Annotated in this window: 20 protein-coding genes, 1 pseudogene and 1 riboswitch; of the genes and pseudogenes, 3 read left to right on the top strand and 18 right to left on the bottom strand. The window is 47.2% G+C overall.

Annotated features, from left to right (window positions below):
* Position 1: 1 nt before the first annotated feature.
* The 18 genes and pseudogenes from ACOJQI_RS02550 to ACOJQI_RS02465 all read right to left on the bottom strand — a co-directional run bounded on the left by ACOJQI_RS02550 (position 2) and on the right by ACOJQI_RS02465 (position 15,327).
* Positions 2–433 (bottom strand): DMT family transporter, encoded by a 432-nt coding sequence (locus ACOJQI_RS02550; RefSeq protein WP_421383244.1) that lies wholly within the window; start codon positions 431–433, stop codon positions 2–4.
* A 14-nt stretch (positions 434–447) separates the two neighbouring features.
* Positions 448–1,146 carry a Crp/Fnr family transcriptional regulator gene (locus tag ACOJQI_RS02545; RefSeq protein ID WP_421383242.1) on the bottom strand — a complete coding sequence of 233 codons (699 nt, stop codon included), beginning with the start codon at positions 1,144–1,146 and terminating at the stop codon, positions 448–450.
* A 172-nt stretch (positions 1,147–1,318) separates the two neighbouring features.
* Complete coding sequence (locus ACOJQI_RS02540) at positions 1,319–1,642, bottom strand: hypothetical protein (RefSeq protein WP_421383240.1); 324 nt, start codon at positions 1,640–1,642, stop codon at positions 1,319–1,321.
* Between the two features lie 20 nt (positions 1,643–1,662).
* A riboswitch (cyclic di-GMP riboswitch) is annotated at positions 1,663–1,745 on the bottom strand.
* A gap of 44 nt (positions 1,746–1,789) precedes the next feature.
* The gene (locus tag ACOJQI_RS02535) at positions 1,790–1,948 is read right to left on the bottom strand and encodes a hypothetical protein (protein WP_421383238.1); all 159 of its coding nucleotides are present in this window, start codon (positions 1,946–1,948) and stop codon (positions 1,790–1,792) included.
* Between the two features lie 18 nt (positions 1,949–1,966).
* Positions 1,967–2,107 (bottom strand): hypothetical protein, encoded by a 141-nt coding sequence (locus ACOJQI_RS02530; protein ID WP_421383236.1) that lies wholly within the window; start codon positions 2,105–2,107, stop codon positions 1,967–1,969.
* Positions 2,108–2,125: 18 nt separating this feature from the next.
* On the bottom strand, positions 2,126–2,266 hold the full coding sequence (locus ACOJQI_RS02525) for a hypothetical protein (RefSeq protein ID WP_421383234.1): 141 nt from the start codon (positions 2,264–2,266) through the stop codon (positions 2,126–2,128).
* Positions 2,267–2,476: 210 nt separating this feature from the next.
* Entirely contained in the window at positions 2,477–3,580 is a 1,104-nt protein-coding gene (locus ACOJQI_RS02520; RefSeq protein WP_421383232.1) for a flavin monoamine oxidase family protein, read from the bottom strand.
* A gap of 27 nt (positions 3,581–3,607) precedes the next feature.
* Positions 3,608–4,459: a DegV family protein gene (locus ACOJQI_RS02515; RefSeq protein WP_421383230.1), complete on the bottom strand. Its 852-nt coding sequence runs from the start codon at positions 4,457–4,459 to the stop codon at positions 3,608–3,610.
* 139 nt (positions 4,460–4,598) lie between these two features.
* Positions 4,599–5,756, bottom strand: a complete 1,158-nt coding sequence (locus tag ACOJQI_RS02510) for an ABC transporter permease (RefSeq protein WP_421383228.1) — start codon at positions 5,754–5,756, stop codon at positions 4,599–4,601.
* Between the two features lie 12 nt (positions 5,757–5,768).
* Entirely contained in the window at positions 5,769–6,983 is a 1,215-nt protein-coding gene (locus ACOJQI_RS02505) for an ABC transporter permease (protein WP_421383226.1), read from the bottom strand.
* Between the two features lie 272 nt (positions 6,984–7,255).
* Positions 7,256–7,931, bottom strand: a pseudogene (locus ACOJQI_RS02500) (ABC transporter ATP-binding protein); the annotation flags it as partial.
* Between the two features lie 153 nt (positions 7,932–8,084).
* Entirely contained in the window at positions 8,085–8,741 is a 657-nt protein-coding gene (locus ACOJQI_RS02495; RefSeq protein ID WP_421383224.1) for a response regulator, read from the bottom strand.
* Positions 8,742–9,941 carry a sensor histidine kinase gene (locus tag ACOJQI_RS02490; RefSeq protein ID WP_421383222.1) on the bottom strand — a complete coding sequence of 400 codons (1,200 nt, stop codon included), beginning with the start codon at positions 9,939–9,941 and terminating at the stop codon, positions 8,742–8,744.
* 180 nt (positions 9,942–10,121) lie between these two features.
* The gene (locus ACOJQI_RS02485) at positions 10,122–10,250 is read right to left on the bottom strand and encodes a hypothetical protein (RefSeq protein ID WP_421383220.1); all 129 of its coding nucleotides are present in this window, start codon (positions 10,248–10,250) and stop codon (positions 10,122–10,124) included.
* A 377-nt stretch (positions 10,251–10,627) separates the two neighbouring features.
* Positions 10,628–12,364, bottom strand: a complete 1,737-nt coding sequence (locus tag ACOJQI_RS02480; protein WP_421383218.1) for an FTR1 family protein — start codon at positions 12,362–12,364, stop codon at positions 10,628–10,630.
* A 206-nt stretch (positions 12,365–12,570) separates the two neighbouring features.
* A complete protein-coding gene (efeB, locus tag ACOJQI_RS02475) occupies positions 12,571–13,839 on the bottom strand; it encodes an iron uptake transporter deferrochelatase/peroxidase subunit (RefSeq protein WP_421383216.1) in 1,269 nt (422 codons plus the stop codon).
* 5 nt (positions 13,840–13,844) lie between these two features.
* Complete coding sequence (gene efeO, locus ACOJQI_RS02470) at positions 13,845–14,711, bottom strand: iron uptake system protein EfeO (protein WP_421383214.1); 867 nt, start codon at positions 14,709–14,711, stop codon at positions 13,845–13,847.
* Positions 14,712–14,934: 223 nt separating this feature from the next.
* Positions 14,935–15,327, bottom strand: a complete 393-nt coding sequence (locus ACOJQI_RS02465; RefSeq protein ID WP_421383212.1) for a hypothetical protein — start codon at positions 15,325–15,327, stop codon at positions 14,935–14,937.
* 265 nt (positions 15,328–15,592) lie between these two features.
* Between ACOJQI_RS02465 and ACOJQI_RS02460 the strand changes: the two genes are divergently transcribed.
* From ACOJQI_RS02460 to ACOJQI_RS02450, 3 genes are all read left to right on the top strand, one after another.
* Positions 15,593–16,693 (top strand): Fe(3+) ABC transporter substrate-binding protein, encoded by a 1,101-nt coding sequence (locus ACOJQI_RS02460; RefSeq protein ID WP_421383210.1) that lies wholly within the window; start codon positions 15,593–15,595, stop codon positions 16,691–16,693.
* Between the two features lie 183 nt (positions 16,694–16,876).
* Positions 16,877–18,424 (top strand): ABC transporter permease, encoded by a 1,548-nt coding sequence (locus ACOJQI_RS02455; RefSeq protein ID WP_421385376.1) that lies wholly within the window; start codon positions 16,877–16,879, stop codon positions 18,422–18,424.
* On the top strand, positions 18,424–19,110 hold the full coding sequence (locus ACOJQI_RS02450) for an ABC transporter ATP-binding protein (protein WP_421383208.1): 687 nt from the start codon (positions 18,424–18,426) through the stop codon (positions 19,108–19,110). The genes ACOJQI_RS02455 and ACOJQI_RS02450 overlap by 1 nt, the downstream gene beginning before the upstream one ends.
* Positions 19,111–19,216 lie beyond the last annotated feature (106 nt).

Raw genomic sequence — 19,216 nt, 5'->3', positions numbered from 1 at the left:
GTTACTTCATTTGAAAAATCACGACTCCGGTAATCATGACAAGGACGCCGATGATTTTACTGAAACTCAGAGGCACCGCCTCTACCCCAAGCAATCCGAATGTGTTGATGATCAGGGCTATGGTTAATTGTGAAATCAAGACAACCGAAATGGAAAAAGCCGGCCCGGCCATCGATATTCCTTTCATGGTGCTGTAGACAATGATGACTCCGAATAAACCGCCAATCAAGTATACTTTATTGACCTCCGTAATCTTGCTTAGTGATCCGTCTTTCAGGAAAAGCAAGACGGCAATCGAGCCGAGCAGCCCGATTCCGTGGACAATGGCTGTCGTGTACCAGAGCCCCACCATTGAACTCACATTTGTATTAAAAATCCCCTGCAGGGTGATGAAGATCCCTGCCAGCAATGAAAAGATAATGCCTTGAATCATAGGTTGTTCTCCCCTTACTCGTATTTTATTCCATCCGCCAGCTCTTCCAGTTTTTCAAGATCGGTGATAAAAATTCGGCCATTCCTTTTTTCAATCATCTGCTTTTTGCAGAAGTCATTGATGACCCGATTGAGATGCCTGTAGCTGGTACCCAGCAGTTCCGCTGTTTCCACCAGGTTTTCCGTCCTGATTTCCTCCGAATTGGTTCCGCCCTGGTCCGGATTCACAGCAATTAAATACCCTGCAAATCGATTTTCCACTTTGGTCAAAGCATTCAGGATGGCCGTATTGGAAGAGGAGTATAATCGATGACCCAGGTATTTACTTATATATTGCAGGAACAAAGGGTCCTGGTAATAATGTTCGTAGAGCAAATCGAAAGGAATTCCAATCACATAGCATTCACCGACTGATGTAACAGTATTGCTCGTCGGTTTCTTCGTTACAAACTCCACTTCACCCATTATGGACAAGGCATCATTGAACCTGAGCAGCAGCGAACTTCCGCTGGGCAGAGTCTTGGTGATCTTGACTCTTCCCTCTACTAAAATCATGAGTTCCTCCAACTCTTCTCCTTCCGAGCAAAGGACTTCCCCTTTTTCCAAACGATATAATTGAAACTGGTTAACATGTTCAGTTTTAAATAAAGTTAGAAGATCGTGCTGTCCAAGAAAATCACGTATACGCTGAAGGCCGTTTATCCGCTCCATCATTCCCCACCCCTTGACGAATTGTTCTCCTTCATAATTTAAAATGTTTTATAGGATAAAAGAAAGGACAAATGTCCTTACTTGCCTAAATTATTTATCAGACACCAAACTGTAAATGCGAAAAGATATCAAAAAGCAGCGGCCTCATCCAGCCGCTGCTTTCTTTTCCTATTTTTTATAGGGGACTTGTCTTTCCGAAGTGGTATTCATACAGGTTTTTTTCAGCAGTGCGCAAGTCGGTCGTGATTCCTGTCAAAAATTGAAAATATGTTTCGTTCTTCCCTCTTGCTTTGATGGATTCAAATATATAGGGTTTCCGGTACTTTAAGACCGTCATCACTTCCATCATAGGTAAGCTATACGACTTGGGCCTCAATCTAAGGAACAAACGCAGGAACCTGGCGAATTCGTCGGCATTTTTCCTGTCGTCATCCAATAGTTCAAGCATCGCATTGAACTTTGAAAGGAATAACTGGATTTCATTCTCTTCTCTTTTCATTCTCATACTCCTTTTGAATAGTCGGCAGCCCGGCTGTCCTGGCATTTGCTTTAGACCCGCGGCTTTGCGTCCTTCTCTTTCGAAAAGTTTGCCTTTATCAACAGTTCAAAAAGCACAACTGCCTCAAATATTATATCGACAATTTTCTCATTTTTTCAACATCTTCTTTAGGAAAAAAGTTGCAGTCGCTTTTAAGCCCCGTTTCACTTTTACTTTATAAAGGTGGACATTCAAGAAAAAGTCGATGCTGGGACGGATCACTTTATGGACATCATTTTCTGCACGTTCCACTTTTGATGATGGCATAGATCCTCTTTGGGGACATCATTTTCCTCCCGCTCCTCTTTTGATGATGGCATTGACCCTCTTTGAGGACATCATTTTCTGCACGCTCCTCTTTTGATGATGGTATTGACCCTCTTTGGGGGCATCATTTTCTGCACGCTCCTCTTTTGATGATGGCATAGACCCTCTTTAAGGACATCATTTTCTGTACGCTCCTCTTTTGATGACGGCATAGACCCTCTTTGGGGACATCATTTTCTGCACGTTCCTCTTTTGATGACGGCATAGACCCTCTTTGGGGACATCATTTTCTGCACGCTCCTCTTTTGATGATGGCATTGACCCTCTTTGGGGGCATCATTTTCTCTTTCTCAACTTTTGATGTTCCCCGCTTCCCGTGCGAGAGACATCATTTTCTCTTTCTCAGCTTTTGATGCACCCCGCTTCCCGTGCGAGAGACATCATTTTCTCTTTCTCAGCTTTTGATGCACCCCGCTTCCCGAGTGAGATACAAAAAAATGCACAGCATATAATGCTGCGCATTTCCATTCAGGGTCTGATCAACTTCTTAACCTCATCCACCGCACGCTCCGCCGATCGAAGCGCCCCTTCGAGATGCCCGCCAAATTCCGGTGAGGTTTCTGTACCTGCAAAAATGATTTTCTTTTCCCAAGTCCCGCTTTTGACTGGCAGCCCGTAGTCCGGAAAGCTGTTCAGCGGCTGGAGATCCTCCTCAACAGCTGTTTCCGCATCAGAGGACCAATCTTTATACAACAGAGAAATTGGTTTGGCAGCAGCCGGTCCGAAAAGCCGCTCCAACTGCCTGACCACCAACTCCAGTATCTTTTCCTCCCCAAGTTCCCGGCGGTCGGCAGCCGACAATCCAAAGAAACCAAAGAATGCTCCGTGACCTGTTTCAGGAGAAGCATCATGGATTTCCTGCAACGGCCCCGCCCAGCTCATCACCTGGCCTGAAAGCCCGTCTTCCCGCCAAAATGGATGTTCATAAACAGCAAGAACCTTTGCTTGTCCTGCCATCCAGGTCGGCTTGTTTTTCAGGCTTGCCGCCAGCTCCCGGGGAAGGGCCGGAGAGAAATCAATGTGCTCTGCCACTATCCGGGGAGGCAGCGCAAAGATGACCGCTCCCGCACTGATTTTCTTAAGATGTCCATCAGAACGCTCTGCCTCAACCGTAATCCTCCCTTCTTCATCTTCCGACACGCCGATTACTCGTGTGTCCAATTCGATTACCCCAGAAGGAAGAGTTGCGAATACAGCTTCAATGAGGGACTGGACTCCTCCGACGAGCCGGACCGATTTCTGAACCGCCCCTTCCGGCAGTAAGTGCCGTTGGACAGGTCCATTTTTGGATTGCTCGAGAAGTACGGCTCCATCTGTATGCTGAATGATCGTCTGTAAGCCAAGTTCTGTAACCAGATTAGAGATCACAGGCTCATGATCCGGCCAAAACCAGGTCGGCCCCAGGTCGAACCGGCCAATTTCAGGGCTTACCTCGACCGCCCTGCTCAGGACTCTCCCGCCAATGCGGCTGCGCGCTTCGAGCACCCTGCACTCAATCCCCTGAGAAGTCAGCAGGGATGCTGCACGAAGGCCGCTTAAACCTGCTCCGACTATGATGATGGGATCCTTCATATTCTCATCTCCAATCTCTGTGTTCAATCATCGTTCCAATCCAGCCACGCCAAAGCCCCCTGCTCCAGAATGGGTGGAGATCATTCCGCCCGCTTGAATCCATCTGACATTTTGGAAGCCATTTTCTTTGGCGGCTTCATCCATCCGCTGCTTGATACTTTCATCAAGTCCGAGCGAGTATATAAAGTAAAGTTGTTCTCTATCAATGTTGAATTCATTTATGTAATCCCTGAAGAGCTTTTCAGCAGCTCCGCTCATTTTTCCGCGGTACTTCTTCGTTGAAACAAGCTTTCCATCCTTCAACTCGATGCATGGCTTTATTTTCAACAGTGTGCCAATAAGGGAAGCCATATTGCTTACCCGTCCTCCGGCTCTTAAAAACTCCAAGCTGCCCGGGATGAAGGCCAGCCTTGATTTAGGCACTGCCTCTTCTATTTTTTCTACCAAACGGAGAGGTTCAATGCCAGGTTCTTTTTCTAACAGCTTGGCCGCATACATCACGATTGCGGCCAGGCCGCCAGTAACGTTCAGGGCATCAATGAGGAAAATGTCATCGAATTCTTCGGCAGCAATGACTGCGTTCTGAAAGGAAGAAGATGCTTTTGAGGTATAGCCAATATGAATAATGGTGCATCCAGGATAAGTCTCTCGGATCTTCGAGAAGAACTCCTGATACTCATGGGCATTTGTTGACGTGGTAGAGGGTATCTTCTTGGTACGTTCATAATAGTCATATATTTCTTCAACCGGCAAAGAACCATCTAAATAATCTTTCCCGTCCATAATGATATGCATCGGCACCACTTGAACATTGTATTTTTCAGCTAAATCACCTGGTAAATCGGCACCGCTTTCGGTCGATAGGATAATCCTTCTCATTCATCTTCCTCCTTTGTATGATTGAATCCAGCAATTGCTCTACTCTAACTATACAGGAGAAAGGAAAGCCGTGCAGGCAGTTAAGCCATCGTACTTTCTCAACATAGTAAAAAAGGGACAAGGTTATTCCTCGTCCCTCCTACTCAAACCTCACCCGCTTCATCCCCACTGCCAAAAACACAACGGTGAACGCAAGCAGGATTCCAATAGGTACGATGATATCCGAGATGGTCCCGCCTCTTGCCGTCAGCTCTGTAAAACCTTCAAGCCCCCAATACTGAGGAATGAACTTGGCTGCCTTTTGCATAAAATCTGGCATGATTTCCACCGGCCAGTAAACGCCGGCCAGCATGCAGCTCGAAATGATGATCAGGTTGCCGAACACAGATTGCTGTTCTGATGTTTTGACGAATCCGGCGATGAAAAGGCCAAGGCCGATGGTGCAAAGCAGCAGGCTTGAAACCAGAAGGATGTTGGCGAGCGTGTTGCCCCATTGAATATCGAATAACCATTCTGACACGGTCATCAAGATGCCGAATTGGATCCAGCCGATCAGGAAGAATGCCAGCAGATATCCGCCTAGCAGCTCCGCTTTTGAAGCCGGTGTCGACATCATCCGGTACCAGACACCCGTCTGCCTTGCTTCCAGCAGCACCCCTGTACTGGATAGGATGGCGATCATGACGAACATGATGGTAAAACCGGCGGACCTTGCCGTCAAGTTGTTCATGGTTTGCTGGTCAGCACTTTTTGTTACCGTTACCGTTCCCACTGCTGCAGGAACCGAAGCCAATTCATCAGAAATTTTTTCCCGGACAGCACCGGCTTCTTCTCCCGTTGTCTCTTCATAAAAACCTGCAGCCGCTGAAGTGATTTGCAATTTTACAAGACTGTCATTGATGATCTGCTCCAGCAGTCCCGCTCCTTCGAAGGAAGGCGAGGAAACGAACTGGATCTCCGGTGTTCCCTCGTTCAGAACTTCTTCTTGAAATCCTTTTTCCAGGTTGATATAACCCGAGATTTCTTGATTGGCAAGTTTTTCACTGGCTGACTCACCGTCTTCCATCTTGATATGGACAGCACCGGCATTTTTTATCTCCTCAATCAAAATCTGCGACATCTCGGTGCGGTCCTGGTCGACCACGGAAATTTTCGGCCGTGTTTCTCCATCCCCGGTGAATAGGGCCCCGAAAATGAAGGTGAATAATAACGGCATTCCGAACAGAAGCAGGAATGACCGGCGTCTTTGGAAGATCCTTTTTATTTCAAAAGCAGCAATGGCTGTGATTCTTCTCATTTTTCTCTCTCCTTATCTATGCTTTAGTTTCATGGATCCGATTGCCAGCGCGGCCATTCCGCTCAGCAAGAGTACCGTGACGGGAAGGACCAGTGTATCCCAGGAAGTGCCGTTCATGATGTCCAGCAAGCTGGTAAGCGCCCATTTATTCGGAGCGATGTTCGCAGCCTTCTGCAGTGCGTCAGGAAAGGAAGCCAGCGGAATCATTGACCCGCCAAGAAGTGCGAGGATCTGAACGCCGATTCCCCCGATTGCGTCTGCTGCTTTTTCTTCTGTGATGAACCCGGCAATGACCATGGCCAATCCGGAGACTGCGACAGAATATGCAAGGCCGATTACAAGCAGCTGCCCTCCATTGCTTCCCCAGTCCACATCAAACAGATAGTGGGTGGCCATGACAAATACGATGAACTGCAGGATAGTAAAAGATAGAGTACCGAGGAACTTACCAGCCATGATGGTCGAATGGCGGATCGGACTGTTCATCAGCCTTGCCAATGTTTCCGTGTTTCTTTCCTGGATGATCGTTTTGGCTCCGATGGTTGTATTGAACAGAATGAACATGGCACCCATCGCTGCTGCGTAATATTGCATGCCGGAAATGGGCTCCTTTCCATCTTTTTCAGATGTGACGGCATTCATCTGGGATCCCGCAATGGCAGAGAGCTCTCCTGCCAGTTCCTCCATCATCCCTGATGGGTTGCTGCCGGGACTGGAAACCGGCACCGCCGAGGTCAATTTCTCGCCGACTGTCCGTGAAGCCGTAAAAACGGTTGTGACTCTGTCGGTAAAAGATTCTGTAATGGACGAAAGAATCGAAGCCTGAAGGTCCTTCGCCGGGTCTTTTAAAAGGGTGACCTGTTCTCCCTCTCCATTCATCAAGGCATCTCCCCAGCCTTCTGGGAACACCAGTCCGGTATCGATCTCCTGCTCTTGAAGCGCCTTCCGCAAGTCCGCTTCTGTTTCAAATTTCTTCAAGGTGATGCTTTCCGTTAATTCTTCTCCTCCTAAAACATCCTCGAGGAACTGATCTGTCAGGTCATCCGGTGAATTCACCACCGTCCCGGCTGTCAATTCAGGAAGTTTTCCACTCTCACCTAACACCCCGCTCAAGGCCGATCCAAGGATGGCCGTCAAGACAAGCGGCATGAATAACAGGGTGATGAAGGACTTCCGATCCTTGAGACGGATTTTCAAATCTTTCATTGCTATCGTGAACATTCTCATTTCTGTTCCCTCCTAGTCCCGTAACGATCTTCCTGTCAGCTGCAGGAAAAGCGTCTCCAAATTCGATTCTTTCAATTGTACGGATTCTATTTTGATCCCGGCGTTGACGGCTGACGTGATGACCGAGCTTAATGCCTCCTGGGGATTTTCAACATAGATTTCAATGATTCCGGTTTCTTCTTGGTAAGTGATCTTCGCCCCTTGCTCCGCCTGCTTCAGCATTTCCAGTTCCTCTTGGAACACCGACCCAACTTTTATCTCGATGAAACTGCTTCCCGCCAGGCGACTGCACAGTTCGGCTTTAGTCCCGATGGCAATCACCTCTCCATGGTCGATGATGCCGACACGGTTACACAGGAACTCCACTTCCTCCATGTAATGGCTAGTGTAGATGATGGTCATGCCTTTTTCGTTCAGGGCTTTGACCGTTTCCAGGATATGATTTCGTGACTGCGGATCGATTCCGACGGTCGGTTCATCCATGATCAGAAGCTCAGGTTCATGCATCAGGGCGGCTCCGATATTGATTCTTCGTTTCATGCCTCCGGAAAACGTTTCGATGCGGTCTTTTCCTCTGTCTTTCAGTCCGACGATTTCAAGTACTTCTTCGACCCGCTTTCTCGCCTGGGCTCCGGTCAGTCCGTACATCTTCCCCCAGAACAGGAGGTTATCGCGGGCCGACATCGTCGGATACAGCGCAATTTCCTGCGGCACCACGCCGATTTTCTCTTTTATGAAACGGGGAGACTCCTTCACTGACTGCTCAGCGACCCATACTTCACCCTGGTCATACGGCACGAGACCGCAGATCATCGAAATCGTCGTTGACTTACCCGCTCCGTTCGGTCCCAGCAATCCGAACGACTCACCTCTCCGTATCGCAAATGAAACATTTTTCACGACTTCTTTTTTTCCATAGCTTTTCTTCAACTCTTTAACCTCTAACATTTCTCCACATCCTTCGTCTTAATGGGATTCGTTAGTTTCAGTATAGAGGGGATTCCGTTTTTCCAAATCCCCCCAGCGATAGAACTTTCCATAAAAAAAATACAGCTGCGATAGCTGTATTTCATAGTTGGCATATGCCGAAAGTCATGGTGTTCAAAAAGTGGTGATGTTATAGCGGACCGCAAAGATGGCCGCCTGGGTCCTGTCCCTCAGTTGAAGCTTGCTGATGAGATTGGACACATGGTTCTTCACGGTGCCTTCCGAAATATACAATTCCTTGGCGATCTCCTTATTGTTCAATCCAAGCCCCAGCTGATTCAGAACTTCCATTTCCCTTTCGGTCAATTCTTTCAGGATCTCCGGAACTTCATGGCTTTGGTCTTCGGACTGGTTCCTCCTCATTTCCCTGACGATATCCGCGGTCAGTTCCTTCGGGAGAACCATGCCCCCTGACTGGACCGTCATAATCGCCTGCACAATCGCATCGGTCGGCATATCCTTCAGCAAATACCCGCTCGCCCCTTCTTCAAGGGCTTCAAAAATCAATTCACTGTCATTAAATGTTGTCAGCATCAGGACCTTGATATCCGGATAGGCCGAGGTAATCCGCTTTGTTCCTTCCACTCCATTGCTGACCGGCATCCGGATATCCATCAGCACGATATCCGGGTGGATCTGCCCTGCTTTTTCAAAAGCTTCCTGGCCATTGGACGCAACACCTGCGACTTCGAGCTCCGGACGCAGATTCAATATCGTCGCCAGGCCGTCCCTCATCAATTCCTGATCATCCGCAATTAAAATTCTGACCACCTATGCTCCCCCCAATTGCCACTTCATCTCTTCCAATGGAAAACTTGCTTTTACAATGAACCCTTGTGAAGCTGTGCTTTCGAACACAATCGTCCCCCCGTGTTCATGGACCCTGTCCCTCATGTTCTTCAATCCGAATCCGGGGCTTACCTTTGCCACGCCTGCCCCGTCATCCTGGATCATGATCCGGACAGCTCCGGCCGACACTTCCATTTCGACACGGCATTCCTTCGCCTGCCCATGGCGGACCGCATTGGTGATCGATTCCTGTATGATCCGGGTCATGTCCAATTGAACGGATATCGGGATGAGGGCAACATCCCCTTTTACGGAAAAATTGGACGCAAGCCCCGTCATGGCCTGGTAATCCTCCAGCAGTTTCCTCACTGTGGTGACGAAGGATTGCGGCTCATTGTCATCCTTAAGCGTCCTGACCGATAACCGGATTTCCTGAAGGGTGTTCCTCGCAAGCTCTTCGCACAACTGCATTGTCTGCCTGCTTTTGTCCGGCTGTGATTCCAGAAGTTCTTTTGCCACTTGAAGCTGGATGAGCAGCGCGGTCATTTTGTGGCCGACCGTGTCATGAATCTCCCCTGAAATCCGGTTCCGTTCCCGAACCTGTGTCAGCTCCTCCACCTGCCTAGAGTAATGATGCAGCTGCTCATGGGCATCTTTTAAAGCCGTGTGAGTATCCTTCAGCTCGCCATACTGGGTTTCAATTTTCGCCCTTGCTCTGAGCAATTGATGGATCAACCGGCCGACGATTGCTTCAAATACAATGAAGGAAAAATTGATCGTGTTTTCCATGATGGCAACCGTACCGGTAGCGAGATAAATGTAATAAATGCAGGCTCCCCACACGATAAAAAAGGATAGCGAAAATGCCCAGAGGACCCTCTTGCTTTCTGCCAGCAAAAAGAGGGTGACCGCATTGACACCAAATAGAATCAAATAAAGGGTGGACTCCGGAAAAAAATAAACAAAACCTAAAATCAACAGGGAATCCAGCGCCAGCGGGATCGGGTAATATTTATTCCCTCTCGTAGTGGCGAGCATAAGATGATTGATGCAGAACCCCGCGGCCGCCGCCGCAGCATAGATGAGCTGGCCCGTTGTATGTTCAGGAATGGAAGAATAGTAGATATAACTGATGAATAGGAACATGACCAGCCGCAGACTGCTCAAAAACGTCAGCTTCATGCCAACACCTCAATCGTTAGAAGATATTCCCATTATAATCCTATTCTGATAGTTTGGTAAGAAGAAGATGAATCGGACTTCCTGGCAGGTATAAATAGTAAATAGACCTGTCGATTGACGGGTCTATTGGTCTTGTAATATGACTGGGTAGCGGCATAACGATGTTTCATTAACGCGCTCTTATTTATCCTTATTTCGCAATTCTTCAAGGATTTCAGAATTGGTCCTATTAAGCTTTCTTAATGAACCATCAATTGATAGCAGAATAAGGAAAAAAATTATGCCTCCAAAAATACCTACTAACTCCACTGCTCTCCCTCCCCCAGCTCGATTACTTTCTCAGCAACCGAATCAGTCCAAACACAAAAACAATAACTGAAACCGGCTATGTATATAAAAAGCTGATTGGTGTCGCAAGGCCTGCTATAAAAATAATAATCCCGATGACTATTAAACTGATAGCCATAAAAGCTCACCTCTTTCACAGATGTTCCCTCATATTAATAAAATTCCTAATTGAACGCTGCCCTTAGTGGAGGGTTCGCTTTCTATGTATATCCTTATTTTACCACAGGACCCGGATCAATCATCAGACAAACAAAAAAGAAGATGGATGCCAGAGTCTCCCGCAGGATTCTCTACACCCATCTTCTTTTATTTTCCGTGCAGCAAGAGAACGCCCTCCGCTACACTATTTGTTCCTTAGCTCTACCTTTGATTTCAACCCTGACTGATGTCAACACGAAGATCGCAATTAAAATCAGCTGAGGGATAAGGGTTTCCCATGTTGGATAGAATCCTAACCAGCTGATGATCGGCAATGACTGGATCTGTGTCGTTTCCAGGTAGCCCGTCAATTGCAGGGCGTGAAGGCTCACTCCCAGTATCTTAAATGCCAGGAAGTAGATTAAGAACGTGGCAACTTTAAAGAATGGCGCCACCGGAATCTTCTTGCTGTAACGCAGGAAGACAAAGGCGAACACAGCCAGGATCGCTGCGGCAGCCGCAATTCCTGTCAAGAGCTTACCTGTGCTGATGGCTGGTGCCATTCCCACATAGAAGATGATGGTTTCAGCACCTTCCCGGAAGATGGAAAGGAAGCTGACAAGGGCCATCGTGATGATGCTTCCTGTCGAGACAGCCACTCCGATTTGTTTCTGGATATATTGATTCCAGAGCTTGATGCTCGATTTTTGATGAAGCCAGATACCGACGGCTGTCATCATCGCTACAGCAACGACTCCTGTAAACCCTTCGATTGCCTCACGGTTTGCCCCCGCGGACAATGAGGAGAATGCCGTTGTGATGAATACCGCTGCGGCAATACTCATCAAGACTCCGGCAGCTGCCCCCACCCAGATCCACTTTTGATGCTGAGGGGCGCCTGCTTTTCGGAGGAAGGCGATTAACGCCGTCACGATCAGCAGCGCTTCCAGGCCTTCGCGGAGCAAAATCAAGGCTGCATCCCAGATGGTATAGTCCGTTTTCGCCTGAAGCAGTTCCACCGATTGTTTGTATTCCTGGATTTTTTGCTGATTCTCTGCAAGGTCAGCATTTCCGGAAGAAAGCTTTCCTGCCAGGACAGGGATATCACTTTCCAGTTTCGTATACAGGCTTCCGTTTCTCGTTCTCACTTCCCCTTCAACCGACGGCCATACGGTTAAAAACTCCTCTAGGGAAGAGACCGCTGTATCAGTATCTTTTTGCGAAAGGGCATTGTCTGCTTTTTCGAGAAGCCCGACCAGGGTATCCAGCGAATAACTATTATTCTCGGCTTTCACTTGTTTTCCTGATGCAAACCCGTTTACAGCCTCTTCTAAAGATCCGTAAATCTCCCCGATCTTATTGAAGTCCTTCTCTTCTTTCGTCAGGGCGATCCTCAAAAAGCCCATCTGTGTTTCAATTTTTCCGTAATAGGCGATGCTCTGCTCCCGCACAACCGACTCATTCCGCGTCCACGCAGCTAAAAACGCTTCATACTGGGTGAAGGTTTCATCCGCATCTTTTGCCTCAATCGCTTGTTTCAGATCAGCCAATACCGGTGATAAAGCAGCTTGGAATTCTTCCCGCTGTTTCTCCTGGTCGACCGGATTTTGTTCTTTTTCAAAAGCGACGAGCGAATGGGAAACATCCGTTAGTGCGTCAAGGACCTGTTCCTTGTCCTTCTTCTCCAAAGCTTCATTCAAAGCGGCAATGGAGCTTTCCACATTCTTCGCTTCCTTGCTGTCCGTCTGATCGACTGCCTCCCAGTCATTGTTCAGCTGGGTGATAAGCCCATCTGCAGCCGTCCAATCCTCCGCCTTCACTTTCATGATGGCATCGCCGACCGAGATGAACAGATCTCCATATCCTTCGGCCGAAGCAGATTGGAAAGGAGAGAGTATCAATAATAGAAATAATAGAAAAATGCCTGTTTTTCTCATCTGTCCAGCTCCTTATTTAAGGCTCTTTTCTTAAACTTGTTGTTATCCAATAAGCATCTTAAAAGACACCGACCTTCTCCCCTTGAAAAATCATGGTAAGAAGAAAGAAAAGAGCTGCTCTCTCTTTCAAAAAGAAAGTCTATGTATTCAGGGGAAAAATCCGGCTCTTGGGATTTTTCCGAAACAATCAATTTATACGAAAACAACTATTTAAATAACTCAGCTCCAAGGAAGCTGCCTTTTTTTACACCCGGGAAGCAGGCGAATAAAGCACTTCCGCGATGGGTGATATACTCGTTCAACTTATCAACACGGCCGAAGCTGTTTTGGATATTGATGAATTGACTTGGATTTTTCTGAAATGACATGAACAAAAGCCCCGCATCAAATGTTCCTGTTTTGGAATGAATGCCGTCCGAATAGGAGAAGGAACGGCGCAGGATCCTGTCTTTCACCTGCTTCGCCAAAGCGACGTGGGAATTTACCGGAACAACAGGCTTCCCATTTTCTTTGCGGTCGATTTCCATATCCTCAAACTCACCTGTCTTTCCGATCGGCGCCCCCGAGTCACGGTGGCGGCCAAACGTATCTTCCTGCCCCTGCAGGGAAGTCCGGTCCCATGTTTCGATATGCATTTGAATGCGTCTTACGGCCAGGTAAGAACCCCCGGTCAGCCAGCCCTTTGAATCTCCCGGCTGTACCCAGACAACGTCATTCATATCTTTGGAATTGTCGACATTTGGATTCCCTGTGCCGTCCTTGAAGGCAAACAGGTTCCTCGGTGTCATGGTTTTCTTTCCTTTTTTCTGGTAGGAGTTGAATCCAACCTGCGACCATCTCATCGTCACTTTACCCCTGGCGGCGCGGATGAGATTCCGGACAGCATGGAACGCTACCTGCGGATCATCGGCACAAGCCTGTATGCAGATATCTCCCCCGACATACTCGGGATCAAGCTGATCTTTTGGAAAATGTGGAAGGTCCTTCAGTTCGGCAGGCTTTTTGCTTTGCAGGCCAAGCTCCGGTTTTTCGAATAGGCTCGGGCCCACTCCGTAAGTCAGCGTCAGGTTCGAAGCATCGAGGCCTTCAGATTCCCCTGTATCAGCAGTCGGCAGCAGCAGGTTAGCGCTGTTCGGCTCCACCAGCTGTCCATTCATCAGCTTGACGCTGTACTGGGTCCAAAGCTGGAACATTTCCTTCAGTTCCTGTTTGGATTTGGCCGTACAATTCAATGAGACAAAATAAACATGCTGCGGGTTCTTCGTCAGGATCCCCGATTGGTGTTTTCCATAGAAGTTCACCTTATTTACTGCAGTCGGATCATCGTCTGCAAACGGATTGGCTCCGACAGCTGTCAGCACCCCGGTCAGGCCGGAAGCGCCGAGAAGAACCCCGGCGCTGCCAATACCGGCGATTTTCAATACATCCCGCCTCGATATCTGTGTCTGCAAAAATGATTTATCTTCGTTGCTCATTTTCCTCACTCCATTACAATTGCCAGACGGCTCAACGGTTCCCCAAGACTGTCAACCGCTTCAGACAGTGCTTTTGTATCTTCGTCTGTCAGGTTCTCGTATGAAACATATCCGCCATTTCCATCTTCATATTTTTGAAGAAGGCCGTCCAATGTGGCAAAGTTTTCTTCTAAAGTTTGAACCAGCTCAGCGTCTTTTTCTTCCAGTTTGCTCTTGAATATTTCAAAGATTTTCTCGGCGCCTTCCACATTTGCCTTGAAGTCGTATAAGTCAGTGTGGGAGTAGATTTCCTCTTCTCCTGTGATCTTTGATGTTGAAACCTCATTCAGCAGGTCGACTGATCCCGTGATCATCAAGTCCGGCGTCACTTCAACTGTTTCCACTTTCGCGCGAAGCTCTTTCACATCTTTCAAAAGCTGGTCAGCGACTTCTTCGTATCCAGCCGTTGTCCCTTCTTCCCAAAGTGCGTATTCAAGCTTGTGATAGCCTGACCAATCTTCTTCTCCCTTGCCTTCTTCCTGGATATCCGCAAGGCGGGCATCGATTCGCGGATCCAAATCACCGAAACTCTCGGCAATCGGTTCCGAACGTTCAAAGTACATCCTTGCCGGAGCATAAAGTTCTTTTGCCTTCTCAACATCCCCGGCTTTGACAGCCTCAACGAACTTCTCTGTCTCCAATACAAAAGAATCCAGCTGCTCTTTCGCAAATGTTTCATAGGCATTTGTTTCTTCCTCCAGCACAGCGGCCGGTGTGGTGCTTGCACTGACTTCTGTATTCTCACCTTCATTATTAGAAGCAGCATTTCCGCAAGCCGCCAGTAAACTTCCAGATAAAAGCAATAGACTCATAGATTTGAACGTTTTTCCCATCTTATAAAACCCCTTACATATTAATCTTTTATATATTCTGTTTCTTCCACTAACAATGATAATCATTTTCAACTAAAGAGTCAATGAGATTTGAAAGATTGGTTGACATATCTGTTTTTTCTCCAAAAGAAGAGGCCAGGACATAGGTTCAGCCTTTTTAAAAGGAGCCAGGGAGCCATAAAAAAAGACCGGTCCCAATTGGGTTCCGGTCCTTTGATCTGCCCTATCCGATGTTGAACACTAAGATATCGAGTTCGCCCTCAGCTGTTTCGTCATCTTCTTCAGCAATCTCAACAAAGATCTCCTCAAGATTTTCCACTACCCTTACAATAGAAGATCCAGGAGCGAGGGTACCAGTCTCTGTTTCGCTGCCGTATTCAATCTCATAATCAAAAGGGTTGGATCCTGTATTGCGCAGAACAAATGAAGCATCTACCCTGGTTCCCAATGCAGCAAAAAGGAGCAGTTCTCCGTCATTGACATCCTCATCCAACACAAAGGACGTACAGAAACGCTGTGGAAGGAAGTTAGTATCCTCTTCCCCGCCTGTTCGATTTCGATTGCAGCTGCCAAATACTAGAGAGTCATTGGCGTTGTTATTCTTTTCCTTGCTCATTCCTATTCCTCCTAAACTTTTTTGCAGAAAAATTATTCCTGCTAGTTTATAGAATGCTAGAATGCCATTTTGGTACAGGCTATGATGGAAGAAAAGCGCACATTTTGCTAAAAATGATAATCCCCTCCCTTTTTCCCAATTTTTGAAAACGCTTAATGTTTTTTGTCTTACCCTATTGACTTGAGAATGGTTATCACTTATAAATGATATTGAGAATCATAATCAATTAAGTTTCTCAAAATAAAAACCATTTAGGGGTGAAGGTATGAGAAAGAAATCATTATGGACTACCCTGTTGGCGTTTATGCTGACATTTGGAGTTCTTGCAGCTTGTTCCAACTCTACTGCAGGGAATGAAGCAGCAAACAACACAGGAAATGATGGAAAGAACAATGACCAAGAAGAAACGGATCCAGGTGTGGTGAATGTATACACTGCCCGCCATTATGATACAGATGATGCCATCTATAAGAACTTTGAAGAAGAAACAGGCATCAAAGTCAACGTCATCAAGGGTGAAGGCGATGAATTGATGGAACGCCTGAAGCGTGAAGGTGAAGCAACTGAAGGTGACGTGTTCATCACGGCAGATGCCGGAAACTTACATAAAGCAAAAGAAGCTGGACTTTTACAAAGCATTGAAAGTGAAACAGTAAACAGCAACATCGCTGAGAATCTTCGCGATACGGATAATAAGTGGGTGGCGTTAACCCAGCGCGGACGTGTCATCGTCTATTCAAAAGACCGTGTCGACCCTTCTGAACTATCAACCTATGAAGATCTGGCAAATGAAAAGTGGAAAGGAAAAGTCCTCATCCGCTCTTCTGAAAACATCTATAATCAGTCGCTGATGGCATCATTCATCGAGCTTCATGGAGAAGAAAAAGCAAAAGAATGGGCTGCCGGCATCGTGGAAAACATGGCAAGAGACCCTAAAGGCGGAGATACCGACCAGGTAAAAGCAATCGTCGCCGGTGAAGGCGATGTTGCGGTTGCCAATACGTATTATGTCGGCAGACTTCTTAACTCTTCTGATCCTGAAGAAGTGAAAGTGGCAGAACAAGTTGGCGTATTCTTCCCGAATCAGGATACAACCGGTGCCCACTTCAACATCTCCGGAGCAGGCTTGCTGAAGCATGCCAAGAATGAAGATAACGCAATCAAATTCCTTGAATACATGACAGGAACGGACGCACAAGGCGCCTTTGCTGAAGGAAACAATGAGTATCCTGCGAATGCAGAAGTTGAAGCTTCCGAAACATTGAAGGCATGGGGAGATTACACGAAACAGGATATCCCGATGGCTGTGCTTGGCGAAAACAATGCGGATGCTGTAAAACTATTCAACGAAGTTGGCTGGAAATAATCTCATATCCATTTTGGCCGTATCAATCATTGATACGGCTGAAAAACTTTTATCCTATTAAACTAATTTTCGATAGAGGAAGTGCAGCCATTGAAACTCATACGTGATATTAAAAGACAATCGAATAGCTGGGCCGTGTTGAGCCTGTTGTTCTTCATTGTCCTTGCTCTGCCTGTTATTTCGATGGGAGTGCATTTTTTCTCGGAACCAAATGAAAATTGGTACCATATCAAAGAATATTTACTCAACAACTACATTACTAATACGCTGGTGCTGATCTTTTTCACCGGTTTGTTCTCCGTCCTCATCGGGTTAAGTCTGGCCTGGTTCGTTTCGGTTTACGACTTCCCCCTCAGGAGGTTCTTCAAATGGGCCCTCATTCTTCCGCTGGCGATTCCACCATATATCGGGGCTTACACGTACAACGGGATGCTTAATTATACAGGCATCATCCAAACGACTTTGCGAAACTCTTTCAGTGTTGAAGTGGACCAAAAATATTTTGACATTATGACGATGCAGGGCGCCGTCTTCATTTTCACGATCTTCCTGTATCCTTATGTTTATATCATCACGAGGGCCTTCCTTGAAAATCAATCCTCTGCACTGATCGAGAATGCGAGGCTATTAGGAAGCGGCTCCTTTGAACTCTTTTTCCGGATCATTCTTCCTCTTTCAAGGACAGCCGTCGTCGGAGGCGTGAGCCTGGTCATCCTCGAGGTCCTCAATGACTACGGGGTGGTCAAATTCTTTGGTATCCAGACCTTCAGCACGGCGATCTTCCAGGCCTGGTTTGGAATGGCTGATATTGACTCAGCCATCAAACTGGCAGGCATCTTGATGTCCATCGTCCTTCTGCTGCTTGTGTTGGAAAAGGTATTGAGGGGCCGAAAAAAATTCAGCTATTCCACCTCGAAGGTGAAGCCAATCCAGCCTGCAAAACTGGTGAGTTGGAAAGGCTGGCTGATGTTCAGTTATGTCATGCTTGTCTTTTCAGTTGGTTTTCTCATTCCCTTTTTACAGCTGGTTGAGTGGTTATGGATGACCTACGATTTAATTGTCAGTGAACAATTCCTTGAGTTGATTTGGAACTCTGTTTTCGTTGCATTTGCCGCGGCTTCGTTTGTCACGGTCATCGCCGTCATCATTGCCAATTTCAGCAGGCTTCATGAAGGGATCGTGCCAAAGCTTCTGTCCAAAACGACCTTGATCGGCTATTCCATTCCCGGGGCCGTCATCGCAATTGGAGTTTTAACATTATTTCTTGAACTGGATAAAGTTCAAAAGTACCTTTATGGATTAGCGGGACAGCAGCCTTCCGTCATTCTCAGTTTGAGCATCGCGATGCTGATTTTTGCCTACATCATCCGTTTCCTCGCCATCGGCTATAACTCTGTCGAAGCAGGCTTTGATAAAGTCGGGCGTACCTTTACCGAAGCGTCCAGGCTCCTCGGCATGAACATGACGCAGTCCTTTTTCCGAGTTGACTTCAAAATGGTGAAAGGTGCCGTGTTTGGCGGGTTCATCCTTGTTTTTGTCGAGGTGCTGAAGGAACTGCCTTTGACCTTGATCCTGCAGCCATTCAATTTTTATACCCTGGCGACCAAAGCGTTTCAATACGCCGGGGATGAGATGGTCCATGAAGCAGCGCTCGCCTCCATTCTCATCATCTTGATCAGCGGTGTGTCCATTTATGTTTTTCACAGTATCTTAGAAAAGGAGGCTGACTGATGTTTGTTCAATTAAAAAATATCGATTTCCGTTACCGCAACTCGAAGGAACTGGCTCTGGATGATATTTCATTCTCCATTGAAAAAGGTGAGTTCATTTCCATTCTGGGGAAAAGCGGGAGCGGGAAAAGCACGATTCTCCGATTGATTGCGGGGCTTGAGGTCCCGGCGGGCGGCTCCATCCTGATCAATGAGAAGGTGATGGCAAGCAGCTCTCACTTTGTTCAGCCGGAGAAACGCGGAGTAGGGTTCGTTTTCCAGGACTATGCCCTTTTCCCTCATATGACGGTCGCGAAAAATGTGAAATACGGATTGAGGAAGATGAGCCGAAAAGAAAAAGATATGCGGTTAAAGGAAGTGCTCGAGCTGGTCGGGCTTTCCGACTACGCCAAGCGCTATCCTTATGAGCTCAGCGGCGGGCAGCAGCAAAGGGTTGCCCTGGCCAGAGCGATCGCGCCGAACCCTTCCCTGATCCTGTTTGATGAGCCTTTCAGCAATCTCGATGCCGACCTGCAGATTCAAATTAGAAGCGACCTGCGGGACATCATTAAAAAAGCAGGAGTCACCTCGATCTTCGTGACACATGACCAATCTGATGCCCGTGCCCTTGCCGACCGCATCATCATAATGGAAGACGGAAAAGTGAAGCAGACCGGTTCCGCCTGTGAGTTGGTGGCGATACATTAATATTGTGACGATGGGGACTGACCCCCCTGTTACGCTTAGCCGCTGCTGGCACCTTGAGATCTCCATTAAAAAGACCTGATTCCAAAATGGAATCAGGTCTTACATT

Source organism: Bacillus salacetis (genome assembly GCF_049177075.1).
In the GTDB taxonomy this organism is placed as follows: Bacteria; Bacillota; Bacilli; order Bacillales; family Bacillaceae_B; genus Rossellomorea; species Rossellomorea salacetis_A.
The sequence above is the reverse complement of the archived record's forward strand: the minus strand, read 5'-3'. Positions and strand labels throughout refer to the sequence as shown.